At 42.2% G+C, this 17,778-nt stretch carries 16 protein-coding genes; all 16 read right to left on the bottom strand.

Annotated elements, in window-relative coordinates:
* Positions 1 to 42: 42 nt before the first annotated feature.
* The 16 genes from RUMTOR_RS02280 to trpE all read right to left on the bottom strand — a co-directional run bounded on the left by RUMTOR_RS02280 (position 43) and on the right by trpE (position 17,554).
* Entirely contained in the window at positions 43 to 2,943 is a 2,901-nt protein-coding gene (locus RUMTOR_RS02280) for a dockerin type I domain-containing protein (RefSeq protein WP_004845437.1), read from the bottom strand.
* Between the two features lie 129 nt (positions 2,944 to 3,072).
* Positions 3,073 to 3,738 (bottom strand): GTP pyrophosphokinase, encoded by a 666-nt coding sequence (locus tag RUMTOR_RS02275; protein ID WP_009319884.1) that lies wholly within the window; start codon positions 3,736 to 3,738, stop codon positions 3,073 to 3,075.
* Positions 3,739 to 3,793: 55 nt separating this feature from the next.
* Entirely contained in the window at positions 3,794 to 3,916 is a 123-nt protein-coding gene (locus RUMTOR_RS13615) for a hypothetical protein (RefSeq protein WP_278078303.1), read from the bottom strand.
* Positions 3,913 to 5,700 carry a carbohydrate-binding domain-containing protein gene (locus tag RUMTOR_RS02265; protein WP_004845434.1) on the bottom strand — a complete coding sequence of 596 codons (1,788 nt, stop codon included), beginning with the start codon at positions 5,698 to 5,700 and terminating at the stop codon, positions 3,913 to 3,915. The genes RUMTOR_RS13615 and RUMTOR_RS02265 overlap by 4 nt, the downstream gene beginning before the upstream one ends.
* A 13-nt stretch (positions 5,701 to 5,713) precedes the next feature.
* Positions 5,714 to 6,409 (bottom strand): DUF4956 domain-containing protein, encoded by a 696-nt coding sequence (locus RUMTOR_RS02260; RefSeq protein ID WP_004845433.1) that lies wholly within the window; start codon positions 6,407 to 6,409, stop codon positions 5,714 to 5,716.
* Positions 6,402 to 7,121, bottom strand: coding sequence for a polyphosphate polymerase domain-containing protein (locus tag RUMTOR_RS02255; protein WP_004845432.1), 720 nt, complete (start codon positions 7,119 to 7,121; stop codon positions 6,402 to 6,404). Before RUMTOR_RS02255 ends, RUMTOR_RS02260 begins: the two co-directional genes overlap by 8 nt.
* Before the next feature lie 83 nt (positions 7,122 to 7,204).
* Positions 7,205 to 8,824, bottom strand: coding sequence for an aryl-sulfate sulfotransferase (locus RUMTOR_RS02250; protein ID WP_004845431.1), 1,620 nt, complete (start codon positions 8,822 to 8,824; stop codon positions 7,205 to 7,207).
* Between the two features lie 252 nt (positions 8,825 to 9,076).
* Entirely contained in the window at positions 9,077 to 10,303 is a 1,227-nt protein-coding gene (locus RUMTOR_RS02245) for a sensor histidine kinase (RefSeq protein WP_004845430.1), read from the bottom strand.
* On the bottom strand, positions 10,300 to 10,974 hold the full coding sequence (locus RUMTOR_RS02240; RefSeq protein ID WP_004845429.1) for a response regulator transcription factor: 675 nt from the start codon (positions 10,972 to 10,974) through the stop codon (positions 10,300 to 10,302). The genes RUMTOR_RS02245 and RUMTOR_RS02240 overlap by 4 nt, the downstream gene beginning before the upstream one ends.
* Before the next feature lie 171 nt (positions 10,975 to 11,145).
* Positions 11,146 to 11,922 carry a tryptophan synthase subunit alpha gene (gene trpA / locus RUMTOR_RS02235; RefSeq protein ID WP_004845428.1) on the bottom strand — a complete coding sequence of 259 codons (777 nt, stop codon included), beginning with the start codon at positions 11,920 to 11,922 and terminating at the stop codon, positions 11,146 to 11,148.
* Positions 11,915 to 13,105, bottom strand: coding sequence for a tryptophan synthase subunit beta (gene trpB / locus RUMTOR_RS02230; protein WP_004845427.1), 1,191 nt, complete (start codon positions 13,103 to 13,105; stop codon positions 11,915 to 11,917). Before trpB ends, trpA begins: the two co-directional genes overlap by 8 nt.
* On the bottom strand, positions 13,102 to 13,710 hold the full coding sequence (locus RUMTOR_RS02225; RefSeq protein WP_004845426.1) for a phosphoribosylanthranilate isomerase: 609 nt from the start codon (positions 13,708 to 13,710) through the stop codon (positions 13,102 to 13,104). Before RUMTOR_RS02225 ends, trpB begins: the two co-directional genes overlap by 4 nt.
* Entirely contained in the window at positions 13,707 to 14,489 is a 783-nt protein-coding gene (trpC, locus tag RUMTOR_RS02220) for an indole-3-glycerol phosphate synthase TrpC (protein ID WP_004845425.1), read from the bottom strand. The genes RUMTOR_RS02225 and trpC overlap by 4 nt, the downstream gene beginning before the upstream one ends.
* The gene (trpD, locus tag RUMTOR_RS02215) at positions 14,486 to 15,517 is read right to left on the bottom strand and encodes an anthranilate phosphoribosyltransferase (RefSeq protein ID WP_004845424.1); all 1,032 of its coding nucleotides are present in this window, start codon (positions 15,515 to 15,517) and stop codon (positions 14,486 to 14,488) included. Before trpD ends, trpC begins: the two co-directional genes overlap by 4 nt.
* Complete coding sequence (locus tag RUMTOR_RS02210; RefSeq protein WP_004845423.1) at positions 15,483 to 16,091, bottom strand: anthranilate synthase component II; 609 nt, start codon at positions 16,089 to 16,091, stop codon at positions 15,483 to 15,485. Before RUMTOR_RS02210 ends, trpD begins: the two co-directional genes overlap by 35 nt.
* Positions 16,088 to 17,554, bottom strand: coding sequence for an anthranilate synthase component I (gene trpE / locus RUMTOR_RS02205; RefSeq protein WP_004845422.1), 1,467 nt, complete (start codon positions 17,552 to 17,554; stop codon positions 16,088 to 16,090). The genes RUMTOR_RS02210 and trpE overlap by 4 nt, the downstream gene beginning before the upstream one ends.
* Positions 17,555 to 17,778: the final 224 nt, after the last annotated feature.

Raw genomic sequence — 17,778 nt, 5'->3', positions numbered from 1 at the left:
AAGGCGCTGATCCGTAAAAAACGAATCAACGCCTTTTTCTTGTTATAACTCAGGAATCTTATGGCAAATATATCTTAACACTTTCCTCAGATCACCGATCTCGACTTTCCCGTCTTCCGTCACATCCGCAGCAAGTTTCTGCTGTTCTGTCAACTCTACTTTTTTACATACGCTGCGCAGGATCAGGCGCAGATCACTGATCTCAACTTTCCCGTCTTCATTTACGTCGCCCTTTATATATGACTGGCTTTGCTCAAACGGATTGACCGCATAAATCGTCGGAGCCTTGCCGTCTGTCACATACCATCTTACAACCCCGTCCGGTCCTACGACGGGCTGACAATCGGAAAGCGGCATCGATTTTGACCTTATATTAGAAGTTTTATTTCCTTCGGAATCGATCGTTACGATCTTCGTCGTCAGATTCCCCTCGGATTTACTGCCTTCCTGCCACATTACAAGGAATTGATCCTCTCCGATCTTCACAAGCTGAGGTGTCTGTACGTTTATACCCTGCTGCTTATCGTAATTTGTCAGCCATACCGTTTTCGCTTGAGTTAATTGTTTATCGGTAATGCTGATAAAAATATTTCTCTGGTCTGAAGTATTGGCACTTTCGCTCTCGAAATCTACTGCATTTCCTGCGATAATACAGTTTTCAGACGATATTTCAAACCCGCCGACAGAGGCTCCCGTAGAATTGTAATGCCCTCCGGTCACCTTGCCTAAACCAACCGGAATCGCATAATCGACTTTAGTGATCGATCCGCCAACCTGTGACTTAATAAGAGCGATTCCTCTCGGTGCATAATCACCGTGATCTACTCTGTAAATATTCTCTCCGTCCGTCTGAATAAACTGATTAAAAGAATGACTTACATATCCTGCCTGTGCAAGATTCAGCACATCATAGTAAGACTGTTCTACACTCATGTCATTTTCATTGATCACAAACGTCATATTCGCCTGATGATTCAATCCGTCGCTGTCAGTATACATCTCATGACATGTATGAATATAAAGCTTTCCGGCTGTCTCTGTCATCCGCAGCGAACCTGCCTCAAACGGAATATTCGTATTCGCTCCGTATACGGAAACCGCCCCTATTCTCTGAAAATCTTTGGAATATTTTACGATTCGCATTACTTCTTCTTCATCGCTGTCATTTGGATTAGCCTGTCCGAACACGAAATAATTATGATCGCTTCCACTGTAAAATCCGCCAAACAGACTCAGCTCCATTGCAACCGTTTTACTTCCGGTCTTCTTGCCTGCCGCAGAATAGTTTTCAACGATCATTTTTCCGCCGCAATGCTCCACTCTCGTAAATGTTCCGTCTGCATTCGGAATCAAATAAGAATTAACTGTCTTACTCCATATTGCATAATCATTCAAAGAATGATTATTAGAAGCATAACCATCTGTAACCGTCGCTGTTTTATCCGGGTCTTGAACAGAAGGTTCTCCCGTCACCGTCACCGTACACTGCGCCGACAGACCGCTTGTTGTACTGACTGTGATCACTGCCTCTCCTTTGCTCCAGCCGAATACCTGTCCCGCCCGGTTGATGCTCGCGATTTTCGGATCGCTGCTCTTCCAACTGTAGACTTCTTCCATTGTTCCGTTTGTCACAGGTGTAAGCTGCAATGTATCGCCTATATTTACCGTATGGCTGCTTCCTTCCACTTCCAGGCTGGTCGCTTTCTTCCATGGGAAAAATTCATAATAATAATTATCGCCGGATTTTTCAACCGCTGCAACCCCGCCTTCGTATTCCATCAGACAGAATACCGGATAATCTGTTTTTGCAGAATAAATCTCTTCTCCGCTTTGGATGTCATATTCCGCTATGTATGAATTGTCTTTAAATGTAACAATAGAATCCGTCTCCTCGCGGTAGATCGTTCGTGTTCCGACGCTCGCATTCGGATCAAACGCTCCTCCTTCTTCATTATTGCGCGGTAAGAAGAAAACTTCCGTATCTTCCGGTTCTTCTGATTTATACACATCAGAATCCCAAACCTTTAGTCTTGAATTAAATGTACTGTCTACGCATATATATTTATCCCCGAGCATACCGGCCTGTTCTTCACGTTCATAGAAATATGACTGACAAATATACATCATCAATTTTTTATTATGAAAGGTGAGCTGATCTCCGGTTACATTTCCGGCGCGAAGGGCATGCATATCATGGTCATACCCCCAGTACCGCCAGTTATTATAAGTATCTACATAATAGTTCCCGTTACTTTCATCGAAGCCGCAAAAACCGTACACTGCCTCCTCGGATAAAGCCTGCGATAAAAGCGTTCCTTCCGGCGATAAAAGATACAGATCATAATCGTCACCATTGCCATTCGATTCGGCAAGATAAATCCTTCCCTTTGAATCTGCGCCGATCGAACTTGCGTGATCTCCATACTGAAGTTTCTTCTCTTCCTGCTGCGTAAGCAAATTATAGATCGTAATATTAGAACTGCGGTCCAATATATACAGTCTGTCATTTGCCACATAAACATCTTGCACATTGTCAAACTGATGTACTTCTGTCAACTCATTGCTGTCCGGCTTGTACAACGATAATTTGTTCCGATTCAGAAAATAAATTCCTCCTTGTTCCTCACACGGAATTTCCCGATGCCCTTCCAAATATGTGACGGCATTCCTGTCAAGCAAGACCGAATTTCCTGTTTTCCCTTCTTCCGCAGCTCTTTCTGCAAAGTTTGCCCTTTCCGCTTCCGCAGCTTCAGATGACGAACCGTTCACAAAAAACGTTTTCTCTCCATCTTCAGAGAGCACATCCAAATTACCTTCTTTTTGTGCGTCATCTGATATCACGACTGCATCTGTAAGTTCTTTCTGCAATTCCTCTGCAAATACCGGTTGTGTGAACATCATGCATCCCGCCATTGCAAGCGCAAAAACTTTCTTTTTCCTCATTCTTTTCCCCGCTTTCCCTTTTATTTTTTATATATCCATATTATACTCCTTTCCATAAATCATTTACAATATTTTACATGATTTCCGTTTATATACATATTAAAGATTGTATAATTACATGCCGGCAGTTCACCGACTTCTTTCATCTACGTGCTTCCATGTATCACTTTGTAAAATATCCCGGATAGTCTGCATAGACAAATCCACAGAAGCAATTTCATCTGCGCACCTTTTCAGTTCCCTCCGTATCGTCTTTTCATGTGGAACATTTCTTTTGTACTTTATCTGATGTTCCAGAGTTGCCCAAAAATCAATGGCAATCGTACGAATCTGTATTTCCGCTTCAACTCCCTGTAAATCAAATTTTGTAAATTGTATGATCAGATGAAGACTCCTGTAACCATTTGCCTTCGGATAAGCGATATAATCTTTTTTTTCCAGGATTTCAATATCCTCTCTTTTTTGCAGCCATCTTTCGATACGATATACTTCTTCTACAAAAGAACAGATCACTCTGATTCCTATGGCATCATGAGTATTTGCCAATGCAGTACGACAATCTGTCTCCAATCCGCGCCTTTTTAATTTTTCCATCATGCTTTCCGGTGTTTTTATTCTTGTCTTTGTGTATAAAATCGACTGCAGCTCATCTTGTGTGTTATCATTTGGATACATTTCCATTACTTTCTTTAAGTATACTTCTCCTTGTTTCAGTAAAGCAAATACATCACCATAGTATTCTTCCTGTGTCACGCTTCCACCTCCCGGCATAGTTCCGACTACTTTTTCAAACAATATAGAAAAACTCCCAGAATAAGAAACATTCCTCCGATAATAAAATATATATTTGTCAAACGATTCGTTGTTCCATAGATCTCCAAAATCCCTTTTTCTTTAATGTCTGTACCAAATCTACCAGACAATACTCCGGATTGTATGCCAGAATCAATGCGATTTTTGAACATGACTTCATAAGCTGCCGCCTCCGGGATTTCCTCCTGACGGAGAATTACTTCCATAAACCAAACTGTCCATCGTAACACTCTGTTCTGTCTCTCCACATTTTACGGTATAATTTTCTCCTTCTTTGATTTCCTCACAGCTTATAATGACAGATGAATACGTTTTTTCAGCGCTCCAGCTCAAAATTTCATTTCCACTGTCATCCAAAAGTACAATATCCGTATCGGCTTCCTGCGCCTCTACATTGACCATCATGCACCCTTGTGTGGAAGAATCATCAAAGCTTTGCGCCATCCCCGATGATCCTGACGCTGCAAAGACTCCTCCCGTAATCACTGCACTGCCACTGTAATCCAATGTTCCGTTTCCATCATTAGAAGGACCGGAAACATAAGTTTCTCCACCGGAAACCGTAAGATCCCCATTGGAATCAATGCCATCTCCCGACGCATTGACATGGAGCTTACCTCCGGAAATGTGAATATAGGCGCCTTCCGTAACCGCAAACTGATCTCCCCCGCCTCCGGGTCCGTCAAATCCGCTGCCGTCATTTCCTCCTGCTGCATTCATTCCGTCATCAGAGGCCAGTACAGAAAGCTCGCCCCCTGTAATATCAATACTCAATCCTTCGATTCCTTCATAGCTTTTTAATATATCTATACTCCCTCCGGAAATCGTAACGTTCCCATCTGCATGAATCCCATCGTCTCCCGATGACACACTGTAAGTACCTCCACTGACAACAAAATTCCCGTTGGAATGAAATGCATCATCCTCTGTATCAACTGTATAGGTTCCGCCTTTTAATACAATCTGTGCAGACGCTTTCATTCCCTTGATACTGGTTGTGTTTTCCTCTGTTGTATCTTGCGGCAACTGTTCCGGCAGCATTTTCGTTTCTAATTCCTGATTCTGTACCCCGGCGCTTCCCTCTCCTGCCACAATAGTGTAAGTTCCCTCCTCTGCCTGAAGCCATGCGCCGGCGCTGACTCCATCCTGCTGTGAGGTAATATCAAAAGTACCTCCTGCCAAATAGACAAAACCTAAACTACTGTCCTCGGTATTTTCTCCATGTATCCCATCTTTTCCGGATATAATCTTATAAGAACCATTAGCAATCCGGACGCTGTCCTTTCCCGATATCCCATGTTTTGCACTTGTAATCGTATAGTCACCGCTTGTAAAGACAAGATCATCTTTTGATACGATTCCATGTCCTTCCTGAGCGGTAACGGTAAGTATTCCTTCCCCATTGAGAGTCAGATCTGATTTTGAAAATACCGCTGCATCAATATTATTCTCATCTATAGCAATATACGTTCCTAAATTAATCAGCTCATTTTCCGTTCCCGCTGCAGTAGTGACAAATACTTTATCTGCAGACCGTATATACAAAGCAGCCGACTGAGAATTAGAAATAGATACATCATCCAAAACAAGCTGAATTTTATCTGTATCCTCCGCATCTACAATCACCATTCCATCTGAGAGAGAACCTGAAAGTATGTATGTCCCTTCCTCTGTAATAGTCACTACGTTTTCATCAATCGACACTGAATCAGATTCACAGGAAGATCCCTTGTCCGCCAACAAAACAGCGACACTCTCCTCTTCTTCATATCCGACCTCTTTGTCTCTATCGGAAAACATAGCAGAAGTATCTATTTCCGTCGCAGAGGTACTCTCAGACGCTGTACTGTCTGTATTTTGCTGTATATCCTGATTTGTTGTATGACAGCCGGATAGCAAAAACGATCCCATTACAAAAAATAATACAACTTCTCTTTTCCGCATTTCTCATCGCCTCCTATAATTCTCCGATTACCGTCTCCTGTCTGCACATTGTAATTTCCAGATTTCCATTCCTACATCGAAGTTTATCGATCAATTCTTTTTCCGTTTCCGGTTTTTTCAACGTAAGGTTGTATGTCAATTTGAATAAACTTCCCATGTTTGTTGTTTTAATCTGTACTACCTCATAATCTTCAGTGTACTGCTTTAATATCTTGTCAAACACTCCGCTGTAATCCAAATCTTCCGGTATTGTAATGTGCAATGTTTTATAACGTAATCCATGCTTTCTCGTTCCAAAATCCATCCGATTATACAACAGCATAATGGCGCCGAGAATCACTGCTGATAATAACGCATAAGCCAAATATCCCATTCCCGCTACCAGACCGGAACACATAGCAAGAAAAATAGCCCCGATTTCTTTTGCCGATCCCGGAACGGAGCGGAATCGTACGAGACTAAACGCTCCCGCAACTGCTACGCCGGTTCCTACATTTCCATTTACCATCATGATCACTACACAGACCACTGCCGGAAGCAACGCCAGCGTTGCCACGAAACTCTTCGTGTATTTTGTTCCATACATGTAAGTTCCCGCCAGGATCAATCCAACTGCAAGCGCGCATCCCACACACAATAAAAAGTCCGAAACGGAAATCACACTGGTCATATCTGTATCAAAAATCCCTTGAAATAAAGTATTAAGCATAACAGTATTCTCCCTGCATAGCCGCTTCCATCATACGTTGATAAGCAGAACCATATTTTGAAAATGATGTTTTATACAAATGATGTTTTGTAAGCGTTTCACTCATCCAAAGCGGAATTCCACCGGATGTTTTAATTTCCATCAATGTCTGTTGTTTTCCCAGTAAGGGATGTCCATAAATTTCACTTCCTAAAGAAATGTCGTTTCTGCGGTATAGAATATTTTCATCAAACGTTACCCGAAAATCACTTCCGTCTAAGGAATAAAACGCTTCCCTTTCATAAGACAAAAACACGGATGGCTGAAGGTTTTTATAATACTCGCGGAAATACTGTATTTCATCTCCTATCTGCGAACATACCGGGAGCGGCTCTCCTGTCCGAAAACTTTCCATCACTGTCTTTTCCGGAAGCAGAAGTCTGCGCTTATACACAACCGATTTATACTTTTTCTTAATCTCCACAAATACCGGATCCGTAATCTGTACCGGTTTATAACTTCGGATGCGAAGTTTTTCTTTATATACCGGCTTTTCCAGCGACCGCCGGATAAGCCGGAAATTCTCTGTGTCAAAATAAATATTTCTTATCACCGTTCTTCCATAATCATCCAATTTCATATGCGGTTTCATTGCAAGAAGAATCTCTTCTTTTTCTTTCTTATTAAGCAGATATTTTAATTCATAACGCTTAAAAGTCATTTGATAGGCCATAATATTCCTCCATATGTTTTATATTTTACAGACAGATCATATACTGCTCACCTTAATTTTACTTAAAATCCCGCCATATATTTCTACTGCTTTTCAAAATAGAAGTCCGCAAAATCATACTTATATACACGGTAAATATATTCATCGGCAAGTTCCATCTCAAATTCTTGAATGATATTCCCCGATGCGTCATATTCTCCGAAAATTCCCTGCATACCGGAATCTATAATAATATTTCCCTTATACTCCTGTGCACTGCTGACATAAGCAGAATATGGAACTTTAAAAGATTGTATCAGGGAATAGGTTCCATTATTTTCATTTACTTTATATTTATAATAATAGGATTCCTCTCCTTCTTTCATCGATGTTTCGATTCCTTCTATCTGTTCCCAATCATAAGCAGGTTTCGACTTACTTACTCCGAAATTATTATTAAACAGATAGAGATAATATTCTCCTGCATTTAAAGAATCATCTTGTACATATGTGACAGAATGCTGCCCTCCCGTATTGGAAAATGTTCCCGCACTCTCATCTTTTTCAAGCAACAATTCCTCATATCCTGTTCCTTCCCAGAAACTCTCCTCCCCAATCATATATGTTATCTGAGGAGTATCATAAATATCTTCGATCATCAAAATAGTCGAAGTCTCTCTGGAGCTTAGTAAAACGGCATCGTCCCCTATCCACTGTATCGTGTTTATATGTATCCAATCCAATTCTCCATCTTCATTTTCCGTACATTCTTCTTTATAATCAGAAAATAACTCTCCCAAATCGAGCACACAGCTAACTTCACCTGTCTGCGTATTAATCTGAATAATTTGATCTTCCACACTGTCGCTTTCAGTGTCTGTTGCCAAAACAAGCAAATTTCCATCATCATCAAACACATAATCATGATGAAGACTGTATGTACCCGTATCATAAATCTTCTCTGCTTTTCCAAGATGATTCACCGCCGCAATTTTGCTTTCTGATATACTGTAATACATACAATCATCCCGGAATAAAAGCCTGTGGCTCCTGTAACCGATCAACGGAATTTCTCCTCTGAGCACACCGGAATTATCGTAATAATACATGAAATCTTCTTCATCACTGTCATTTCCTAAAACGACGTATAACCCGTCTAAAACAGTTTCACTCCCTTCGGCTGCTTCTGTTTGTTTCAGCTGAATCTCCTCTTTTCCGGACAATTCTCCCATTTCATGTACATAAGAATATATCTCCACGCTTCCATCTTCTTTTGTCAAAGTAAATGTAATAGTATTACATTCTTCCGGTATCAACCCCATAACCTGAAACTCATGTTCCGTATCAAATCTTCCTTCCCCTTCCGGCGTTTGTGAAAAGTCACCGATAGACAAATCCGGAACTGAAACATTGTAAGAAACAGATACCGGCTCCTGCGTAGTAAAATAAACGTATAAAGACAAGGTATTTGTTCCATATGGATTTTCTTTTATCAGCATATTATCCTCTGTGTATGCTCCGCTGCTTTTTTCTTCTTCAATCTGTGTTTCCACTTCATCTTGATACGCTTCGGTATAAATGGTCTTTATTTCATTTTGATATATTTCTGACGTTTCTTCCTGTGCAATTTCTTCTGCCGCCGATTTAAAAAAAGAGGCGCAGGCTGTCACTGCCAAAACTAAAATCATCCCACCTATTATCTTTTTTTGTTTCTTCATCTCCATCTAAATGTTCCCTCCATCTGTTCTATCCCATCAAAACCTTCAACTTCCCACGTCAAACTCCTTGATGAAATAAATTATCCGTTTTTATTGACAGGAATATCGTACACGCTGTACCTTAATTGTACTTTAAGACAAAATCATCTTAAAAAGGCAGTAAACCCTAGGTTATTAACCTGAGATTTACTGCCTTTTGCATATTCGATATTATCAGTACAGAGATCTCTTTGACGCTTCTCATGTACTGTTTATTCATCATTGCCCCGGAAAAGTCACTGTAATACGCAGCGATTTTTCATCTTCTGTTTCTGCCATGATCTTTCCCTTGTGAGAATCTGCTGTCGCCGCTGCTATAGAAAGTCCAAGTCCGTATCCTCCTGTCTGGGAATTTCTGGAAATATCTGTCCGATAAAAACGATCAAATAAACGAGAAGTCTGTTCTTTTGAAATATATTCTGTCGTATTAAATACAGACAGATAAATACGGTTTTTCTTTTTCCCGAGAGTAACGTCAATCCTCCCCCTTTCATTCGTATATTTGACGGCATTATCAAGCAAAATCGTTATCAGACTTCGGATTGCTTTTTCATCGCCTTTTATAGAAATCATAGGTGTAATCGCAGTTTTCATACAGATTCCCTGTATCTTCGCCGGCGCCTGAAAAGTATGACATACCTCTTCCACCATATCAGATAAAGGAAACTCTACTTTCAAATTTCCATTCTGCCCTTCTTCCATACGGGAAAGCATAACTAAAGAACCTGTAAGATCCGCAAGTCTTTTTGTCTGTTCCCGAATATCCTGCAGCCATTCATTCTCACCGAAGTCCATTTCCAAAACCTCCGTGTCTGCTTCAATAATCGTCAAGGGTGTCCTTAATTCATGCCCCGCATCCGTAATAAACCGCTTCTGCTTTTCATAATTATCAGAAAACGGTTTGACAATACGCCCGGAAAAATAAATCATCAAAAACAAAACCGATAATAGCCCTATGAAAGATACGATCATTGTAGTAAACAAAAAGTTCAGGAAATTATCCAGCTGTCTCCTGCAATCTAAGAAAATAACACGTATCTCCCCGCCATAAGACGTCTTCCAATAGCGATAATGATCCATAAATCCTTTTTCTTTTCCTCTTGCCCAAACTTCTGATGCGTATTCTATTGCATTTTCTGTGTCTATGGATACAATCTTTGACGTATCTGTTAAAATAACCTCTCCTTTTTCATCCAATAGAACAGAAAAATATCTGGATTCATAAGGGATCTCCGGTGAGATCCCATGTCTGTCCCCTTTTTCGTTTCCCGGAATCATTTTCGGAAAATGTCCTGCATTTTTTTCCAAAACTTCAAGAATTCGATCAGCATCTTCTGCGATCTTCCTGTAGTTTAAAACACCTGCAATCCCTCCTATGATAAAAAGTACAAGAAACAAAGATATCATGGACGCTACGATGAGTTTAATACGAAGTTTTTTTATCATGACCGCTCCTCCAGAGAATATCCTGCATTTCTCGTCGCTTTGATCTGAATATCTGCGTGGAGAGCAGACAACTTCTTCCTCAAATAAGAAATATATACCCAAACTACATTTATCTCTGCTTCACTGTCATATCCCCATATTTTTTCCAAAAACCGTTCAGAAGAAATTAATTGATGCGGATTGCACATTAAAAGCTCCAACATCTGAAATTCTTTATTGGCAAGGCGGAAACTTCCCTTACTTGTAGAAAGTTCAAATGCCGCCCGATCCAGCGTGACATTTCCCATCTTCAATTTGGAATTTGCCTGTGCCGTCTGCGCTCTTGTGATTGCCCGGATTCTTGCCAGCAGTTCTTTTGAATGAAAAGGTTTTGCCAGATAATCATTTGCTCCGGCATCCAATCCCTCTACTTTATCATCCACTTCTGATTTGGCTGTCAACAACAGAATCGGAATCAGATTCCCCCTTTCCCGAACTTTCCTTAACACTGTCAGTCCATCCACTTTAGGCATCATAATGTCTAAGACTACCCCATCATAATTATCCGCTTCCAGATAGTCCAATGCGCTCTGACCGTCATAAACTGCATCCACTGAGTAATTATTTCTTTCCAAAATCGCTGTCAGCGCTTTTGACAGCGCTCTTTCATCTTCTGCCAATAATAACCGCATAATATATATCTCCTGTTTCCGCCCGCTTCACTTATCTTTTTCCTTTACTCACAGCGAACTATATTTCTATTTAAAAATAAACGTATCACCTTAATCCTACTTTAAAATGCTGTTACTATGACATAGTATATCTTAGGAAAAACATATTTTCCAGTTTTTCTGCCCTCTATATCAATATACAGACAGCGCTTTTTTCATCTCTTTCACATAATCGCCGACATATTGCGGCGCATCCTTCCCATACTTTTCCATTATATTTACGATCGCAGATCCTACGATCACTCCATCCGCATATTCTGCCATCGCGGCTGCCTGTTGAGGCGTGGAGATTCCAAAGCCGACCGCACACGGAATCCGGGTGTTTTCACGAATGGTCGCCACAATGGAAGTCAGGTCTGTCGTAATCTCACTTCTCATCCCCGTCACGCCGAGGCTCGAGACAACATACAAAAATCCTTCCGCCTCTCCTGCTATCTTTGCGATCCGCTTTTCAGAAGTCGGAGCAACCATAGAGATCAGATCCACCCCATATCCGGCACAGATCGGGTGAAATTCTTCCTTTTCTTCAAATGGAAGATCCGGCAGGATCAGTCCGTCAATCCGGCTCTTTTGACACTCTGAAACAAATTTTTCTACACCATAAGAAAATACCACATTCGTATACGTCATAAAAACAAACGGTACATCTATGTCTTTGCGCAGTTCTCTTACGAACGCAAAAATTTTATCGGTAGTGATCCCACCTTTCAAAGCTCTTAAATTTGCCGCCTGAATAACCGGGCCTTCCGCGGTCGGATCAGAGAACGGAATCCCAAGCTCTATCAGATCCGCACCGTTTTTTACTGCTGATCGGATCGCTTTTTTCGTTGTTTCCAGATCCGGATCTCCACAGGTGAAAAATGCAATAAATGCTTTTTTGTTCTTAAACGCATTCTTGATATTACTCATAAATATCCTCCCCTCTGTATCGGGCGATCGCCGCACAGTCTTTATCTCCTCTGCCGGAAATCGTAACTACGATTATCTTTTCCGGACTCATCAACGGCGCGACTTTCATTGCATGAGCAACTGCATGCGCCGATTCGATCGCCGGAATGATCCCTTCTGTCTTTGCCAGATATTCAAACGCCCAAACGGCTTCTTCATCCGTCACCGGCACATATTCCGCTCTTCCCATATCATGCAGATAGGCATGTTCCGGGCCTACTCCCGGATAATCCAGTCCGGCGGAAATAGAATATACCGGAGCGATCTGCCCATATTCATCCTGGCAAAAATAAGATTTCATACCATGAAAAATCCCAAGTCTCCCTGTCGTGATCGTAGCCGCGGTTTCATCGGTATCAATTCCCCTGCCTGCCGCTTCACAGCCGATCAGGCGGACTTTTTTGTCCTCAATAAAATGATAAAAGCTGCCGATCGCATTTGAACCGCCTCCGACACATGCAATCACCGCATCCGGAAGCCGCCCTTCTTTTTGAAGGATCTGCTCTTTGATCTCTTTTGAAATAACTGCCTGAAAATCACGGACAATCGTAGGAAACGGATGGGGTCCCATAACCGATCCGAGACAGTAGTGCGTATCGGCGATCCGGGAGGTCCATTCACGCATCGCTTCCGAAACGGCATCTTTTAAAGTTGCCGTCCCTGTCGTTACAGGGATCACTTCCGCTCCAAGCAGCCGCATCCGATATACGTTCAAAGCCTGCCGGATCGTATCTTCTTCTCCCATAAACACGACACATTCCATCCCCATAAGCGCGGCAGCCGTTGCAGTTGCAACTCCATGCTGTCCGGCTCCGGTTTCCGCGATCAATCTTGTCTTTCCCATTTTTTTTGCAAGCAATGCCTGTCCAAGCACATTATTGATCTTATGAGCGCCCGTATGGTTGAGATCCTCTCGTTTCAGATATATTTTTGCTCCCCCAAGAGCTTTCGTCATCTTCTCTGCATAATACAGTCTGGAAGGTCTGCCTGCATATTCGTTGAAAAGTTCTGTGAGTTCCCGGTTAAATTCCGGATCATTTTTGTAATACTCATATGCTGCTTCCAATTCGATCACTGCATTCATCAATGTTTCCGGGATATATTGCCCGCCATGAGTACCAAAACGTCCTTTTTGATTCGTCATAATTTTCGTTCCTTTCTGACTGCTGTCATAATCGCTGCCATTTTTCTTTTATCTTTTCGTCCCTCTGTTTCGATTCCGGAGCTTACATCGATCGCATAAGGTTTTAACTGCTCCAGCGCTTTTTCTACATTATCTATATGGATTCCTCCTGCAAGAAAATACGGTCTTTCCATATGTTTTATCCACTCCCATTCAAAAGTTCTTCCGGTTCCGGCACCGGAATCCAATAAAATAAAATCCGCCGGACTTCTTTCCGCTTGTCTGACATCTTCTTCCTTTTTTATACAAAAAGCTTTGATGACCGGCTGAACAATACGGCTTCTCAGATAGTTCAGTTCCTTCTCTTCTTCTAGCCCATGAAGCTGAACGATGTCGATCACCTTTTTATCGCAAATTTCTTCGATTCGTTTTAAATCTTCATTTACAAAAACTCCGACCGCCTTGATCTTTGGATCCAGCAGGCTTTTTAATTCCTCCGCTTTTTCAAAGGAAACATATCTTTTACTTGTCTTTACAAATACGAATCCGATATATTCCGGTTTCAGTTCGTTTACCGCTTCAATATCACACCGACGGGACAAACCGCAAAATTTTATTTTTGTCATATAGCACCTCTTAGCCAAGCCAGCTTTTCCGCCTTGTTTTCTGTTCTCATAAGCGCTTCTCCGATCAGCACCGCATCTGTGCCGATCTCACGCAATCTTTTCACATCTTCGGCGCTGCAAATTCCACTTTCCGAAACAAACAGTATCTCCGGCGGAATCATTTCACGAAACCTGCGGCTATTGTCTGTATCTACTGTAAAATCTTTTAAATTCCGATTGTTGATTCCTATAAGACGCGCCCCGGCACGAACCGCCATTGTCACTTCTTTTTCATCATGTGCCTCTACCAAAGCCGAAATCCCCATCTCATCACAGATACCGATATATTCCTGAATCTGCCGCTCACTTAATATAGAACAGATCAGAAGTACCGCTGATGCCCCCAACACTTTTGCTTCATAGAGCATATATTCATCTACGGTAAAATCTTTTCGCAGACAAGGAATAGATACTACTTCGGCGATTTCTCTAAGATATGCATCCTTCCCTAAAAACCATCCTGGTTCTGTCAATACGGAAATACAGTCTGCTCCGGCGTTCTCATACTCTTTTGCAATCTGTATATATGGAAAATCACTAACGATGATCCCTCTGGATGGAGACGCCTTTTTACATTCACAGATAAAAGAAAGCTCCGGCTTTTTTATCGCATTTTCAAATGCAAAACTTCCTTTCGGCATTGAAAAGGCCTGTTGCCTCAACGTCGAAAGCGGGCGTTTCTGTTTTGCTTTTTCGGTTCGTTCTCTGGCATAGCCGGCAAGCTGTTCTAAAATCGTCATACACACCCCTCCCCACGATTGCTTCCTTCGATCAGCTTTTGCAGCGTATCCAATGCTTTTCCTGAATCAATAAGTTCTTCTGCCAGTGCAATTCCCGCCTTTATACTGTCCGCTTTTTCGCCGATATAAAGCGCCGCTCCGGCATTGAGCAATACGGCATTTCTCTTAGGACCTTTCTCCCCTTTTAAGATTGCAAGCGTGATCTCTGCATTTTCTTTCGGTGTGCCGCCTTTTAAATCTTCTTTACTGCAGCGTTCAAACCCGAATTCTTCCGGTGTGAGAACAAAAGTCCGAAACCATCCGTCCCGAATCTCACATACGGTCGTCGCTGCACTCATAGAAATTTCATCCAGCTTATCCTGTCCGTATACTACCATCCCCCGTCGGATGCCGAGATCGAGCAATACCTGCGCCAAAGGTTCCACGAGATACTCGTCATATACTCCCAGCAGCTGCATCGTAGGTGTTCCCGGGTTTGTCAACGGGCCTAAAATATTGAAAACGGTACGAAAACCTAATTCTTTTCGTATTGCCCCCACATATTTCATGGAAGTATGATACTCCTGTGCAAAGAAAAAGCACATTCCTGCCTCATTTAACAGTTCCAGACACTTTTTCGGATTCTGGTGAATATTAACTCCGAGAGCTTCCAGACAGTCTGCCGTTCCGCATTGGGAGGATGCCGCCCGATTTCCGTGCTTGGCAACCTTCATTCCTGCCGCCGCTGCCACCAATGCCGCTGTAGTCGAAATATTAAAACTCTGTGCATGATCCCCGCCTGTTCCTACGATTTCAAACAATTCCATTCCGGTCTCCACACGAGTCGCATGTGCTCTCATGGCAGCCGCACATCCGGCAATTTCATCTGTCGTCTCTGCTCTGGCGCTTTTGGTTGACAGTGCAGCAAGGAAAGCCGCATTCTGCGTCTCGGATGTCTGTCCGCTCATAATTTCATTCATAACTGTATATGCCTCGTCATATGTGAGATCTTCCTTATTTACAATTTTTACGATCGCTTCTTTGATCATATCTTATTCCTCCTTGTATAAAATTTCTAAGTATTTGTCTTCCCTCCGGTGTCATAATGGATTCCGGATGGAACTGCACACTGTAAATCGGATATTCCTTATGCTGTATCGCCATGATTTCTCCGTCTTTTGTGGAGGCGGTAACATAGAGACTGTCCGGAATCGTGTCGGCGTCTGCCGCAAGAGAATGATATCTTGCAGCCAAAATGCTCTGTGAGCAGCCTGAAAACAACAACGTTTCGGTATCGACTTTTATCTGAGACTGCTTTCCGTGCATTTGCTTTTTTGCATAAGTAATTTTCGCTCCAAAGGCCGCGCAGACTGCCTGATGTCCCAGGCAGACACCGAGGATTGGAATTTCTTTCCCAAGTTCTTTTACAACTTCTATGAGTATCCCTGCATCTTCCGGTCTGCCGGGTCCGGGTGAAAGAATGATCCTCTCCGGCTTCAGACGTCGGATTTCATCCACAGATATTTCATCATTACGGACAACCTTCACATCCGGTTCTATCTCGCCGATCATCTGATAAAGGTTATAGGAAAAGCTGTCATAATTATCAATGAGTAAAATCATTCTTCCACCTCCTCTGCAAGTTCCAGCGCTTTCAATGTAGCTTTTGCTTTATTTAAACACTCTTCATATTCTCGTTCCGGTACGGAATCTGCTACGATCCCGGCTCCGCTTCTTACAAAAACCTTTCCGTTTTTCTTATATGCCATGCGGATTGCAATACAGGTATCCATATTTCCCGCAAAATCAATATAACCGACGGCGCCGCCATAAATGCCCCGTTTGTTGTTCTCCAGTTCGCCGATCAGCTGACAAGCCCGGATCTTCGGCGCTCCTGAAAGTGTTCCTGCCGGCAGTACCGCTTCTATGGCATCCAAAGCATCGTACTCCTCTTTTATTTTCCCGCTCACCGAAGAGCCTATATGCATGACATGGGAAAACCGCTCCACAGAATGTAATTTTTCTACTTTCACAGTGCCGAACCGGCTGATTTTCCCAAGATCGTTTCTCCCCAGATCTACTAGCATGTTGTGCTCTGCCAACTCTTTTTCATCTGTCAGCAGTTCTTTTTCCAGCGCTTTATCTTCCGTCTCATCTCTTCCTCTTGGTCTCGTTCCTGCCATTGGAAACGTATGAAGCGTTCCGTTCTCCAATTTAACCAATGTTTCCGGTGAAGCGCCTGCCACCTCAAGATCTGTTCCTGAAAAATAAAACATATACGGAGAAGGATTCGTTGTCCTAAGAACCCGATAAGCATTGATGAGGCTTCCCTCATAAGGCGCTGATAACATATTCGATAATACGATCTGAAAAATATCTCCTTCATAAATATGTTTTTTTGCGCTTTGAACCATATCGCAAAACTGTTCTTTTCCAAACGCCGCCGTAACTTTTTCCTGACGCTTTCCGCCGGTTTCTTTCTTCTTTTCCCCGTTTTTTAACAGATGAGCAAGCTGTTTTAGTTCCATGACCGCTTTATTGTATTCACTTTCAACATCATGCAGTTTCATATTGACAATAAGAATGATCTTCTGTCTGAAATGATCGAACGCTATTACTTTGTCAAACAGCATCAAATCTACATCCGGAAATTTTTCTGTATCTTCCACTTGCCCTTTTGCCGACGCTTCGCTATATCCAAAATAATCGTAGGAAAAATATCCCGCAAGACCTCCGGTAAACGGCGGAAGATAAGAAAAGCAAGGACTTTTGTATTCAGAGAGAATCTGGCGTAAATACGCTGACGGATGCTCTGTTTGTAACTTCAGTATTCCGGCGGTCATCTCTCCGTCCGCACAACGTATCTCCATAATGGGATCAAAACCGAGAAACGTGTAACGTCCCCTTGTTTCATTTGCATATGCAGATTCCAGCATATAACAGCGCATAGATACATTTTTCAATCTCCTTAACGTTTCGATAGGAGTTGTGAAATCAGAAAGTATTTCGCAGCTGACCGGTATCACTTTATATTTTCCGGTTGAAGCGATTCTTCTGACTTCTTCTTGTGTCGGTAAAACATTCATACTTCATACCTCCGATCCAGAAATCATTACACTACTTTTCGTTGCAATCTTGTCAGAGGAATTTATGGGAATAAAAAAAACGCCCCTGACAGAAAAAAATAAATCTGTCAAGGACGAATCGTGTACATAAATAAAAAGTACGACACTATCCGCGGTGCCACCTTGCATTCACAGGATTCCCTGTGCACTTAGCAGGATACCAACATATCCCCGGCAACTGACGT

This window comes from [Ruminococcus] torques ATCC 27756 (genome assembly GCF_000153925.1).
Taxonomy (GTDB): domain Bacteria; phylum Bacillota; class Clostridia; order Lachnospirales; family Lachnospiraceae; genus Mediterraneibacter; species Mediterraneibacter torques.
The sequence above is the reverse complement of the archived record's forward strand: the minus strand, read 5'-3'. Positions and strand labels throughout refer to the sequence as shown.

What these genes read in the sequence shown, in the direction of transcription:
- RUMTOR_RS02260 (WP_004845433.1), bottom strand. Translation starts at nt 6,409, where the DNA reads ATGCTTAATACTTTATTTCAAGGGATTTTTGATACAGATATGACCAGT.
- RUMTOR_RS02280 (WP_004845437.1), bottom strand. Translation starts at nt 2,943, where the DNA reads ATGAGGAAAAAGAAAGTTTTTGCGCTTGCAATGGCGGGATGCATGATG.
- RUMTOR_RS02255 (WP_004845432.1), bottom strand. Translation starts at nt 7,121, where the DNA reads ATGGCCTATCAAATGACTTTTAAGCGTTATGAATTAAAATATCTGCTT.
- trpD (WP_004845424.1), bottom strand. Translation starts at nt 15,517, where the DNA reads ATGATCAAAGAAGCGATCGTAAAAATTGTAAATAAGGAAGATCTCACA.
- RUMTOR_RS02245 (WP_004845430.1), bottom strand. Translation starts at nt 10,303, where the DNA reads ATGATAAAAAAACTTCGTATTAAACTCATCGTAGCGTCCATGATATCT.
- RUMTOR_RS02240 (WP_004845429.1), bottom strand. Translation starts at nt 10,974, where the DNA reads ATGCGGTTATTATTGGCAGAAGATGAAAGAGCGCTGTCAAAAGCGCTG.
- RUMTOR_RS02210 (WP_004845423.1), bottom strand. Translation starts at nt 16,091, where the DNA reads ATGATTTTACTCATTGATAATTATGACAGCTTTTCCTATAACCTTTAT.
- trpE (WP_004845422.1), bottom strand. Translation starts at nt 17,554, where the DNA reads ATGAATGTTTTACCGACACAAGAAGAAGTCAGAAGAATCGCTTCAACC.
- trpB (WP_004845427.1), bottom strand. Translation starts at nt 13,105, where the DNA reads ATGACGAATCAAAAAGGACGTTTTGGTACTCATGGCGGGCAATATATC.
- trpA (WP_004845428.1), bottom strand. Translation starts at nt 11,922, where the DNA reads ATGAGTAATATCAAGAATGCGTTTAAGAACAAAAAAGCATTTATTGCA.
- RUMTOR_RS13615 (WP_278078303.1), bottom strand. Translation starts at nt 3,916, where the DNA reads ATGAAGTCATGTTCAAAAATCGCATTGATTCTGGCATACAATCCGGAG.
- RUMTOR_RS02250 (WP_004845431.1), bottom strand. Translation starts at nt 8,824, where the DNA reads ATGGAGATGAAGAAACAAAAAAAGATAATAGGTGGGATGATTTTAGTT.
- RUMTOR_RS02225 (WP_004845426.1), bottom strand. Translation starts at nt 13,710, where the DNA reads ATGACAAAAATAAAATTTTGCGGTTTGTCCCGTCGGTGTGATATTGAA.
- RUMTOR_RS02265 (WP_004845434.1), bottom strand. Translation starts at nt 5,700, where the DNA reads ATGCGGAAAAGAGAAGTTGTATTATTTTTTGTAATGGGATCGTTTTTG.
- trpC (WP_004845425.1), bottom strand. Translation starts at nt 14,489, where the DNA reads ATGACGATTTTAGAACAGCTTGCCGGCTATGCCAGAGAACGAACCGAA.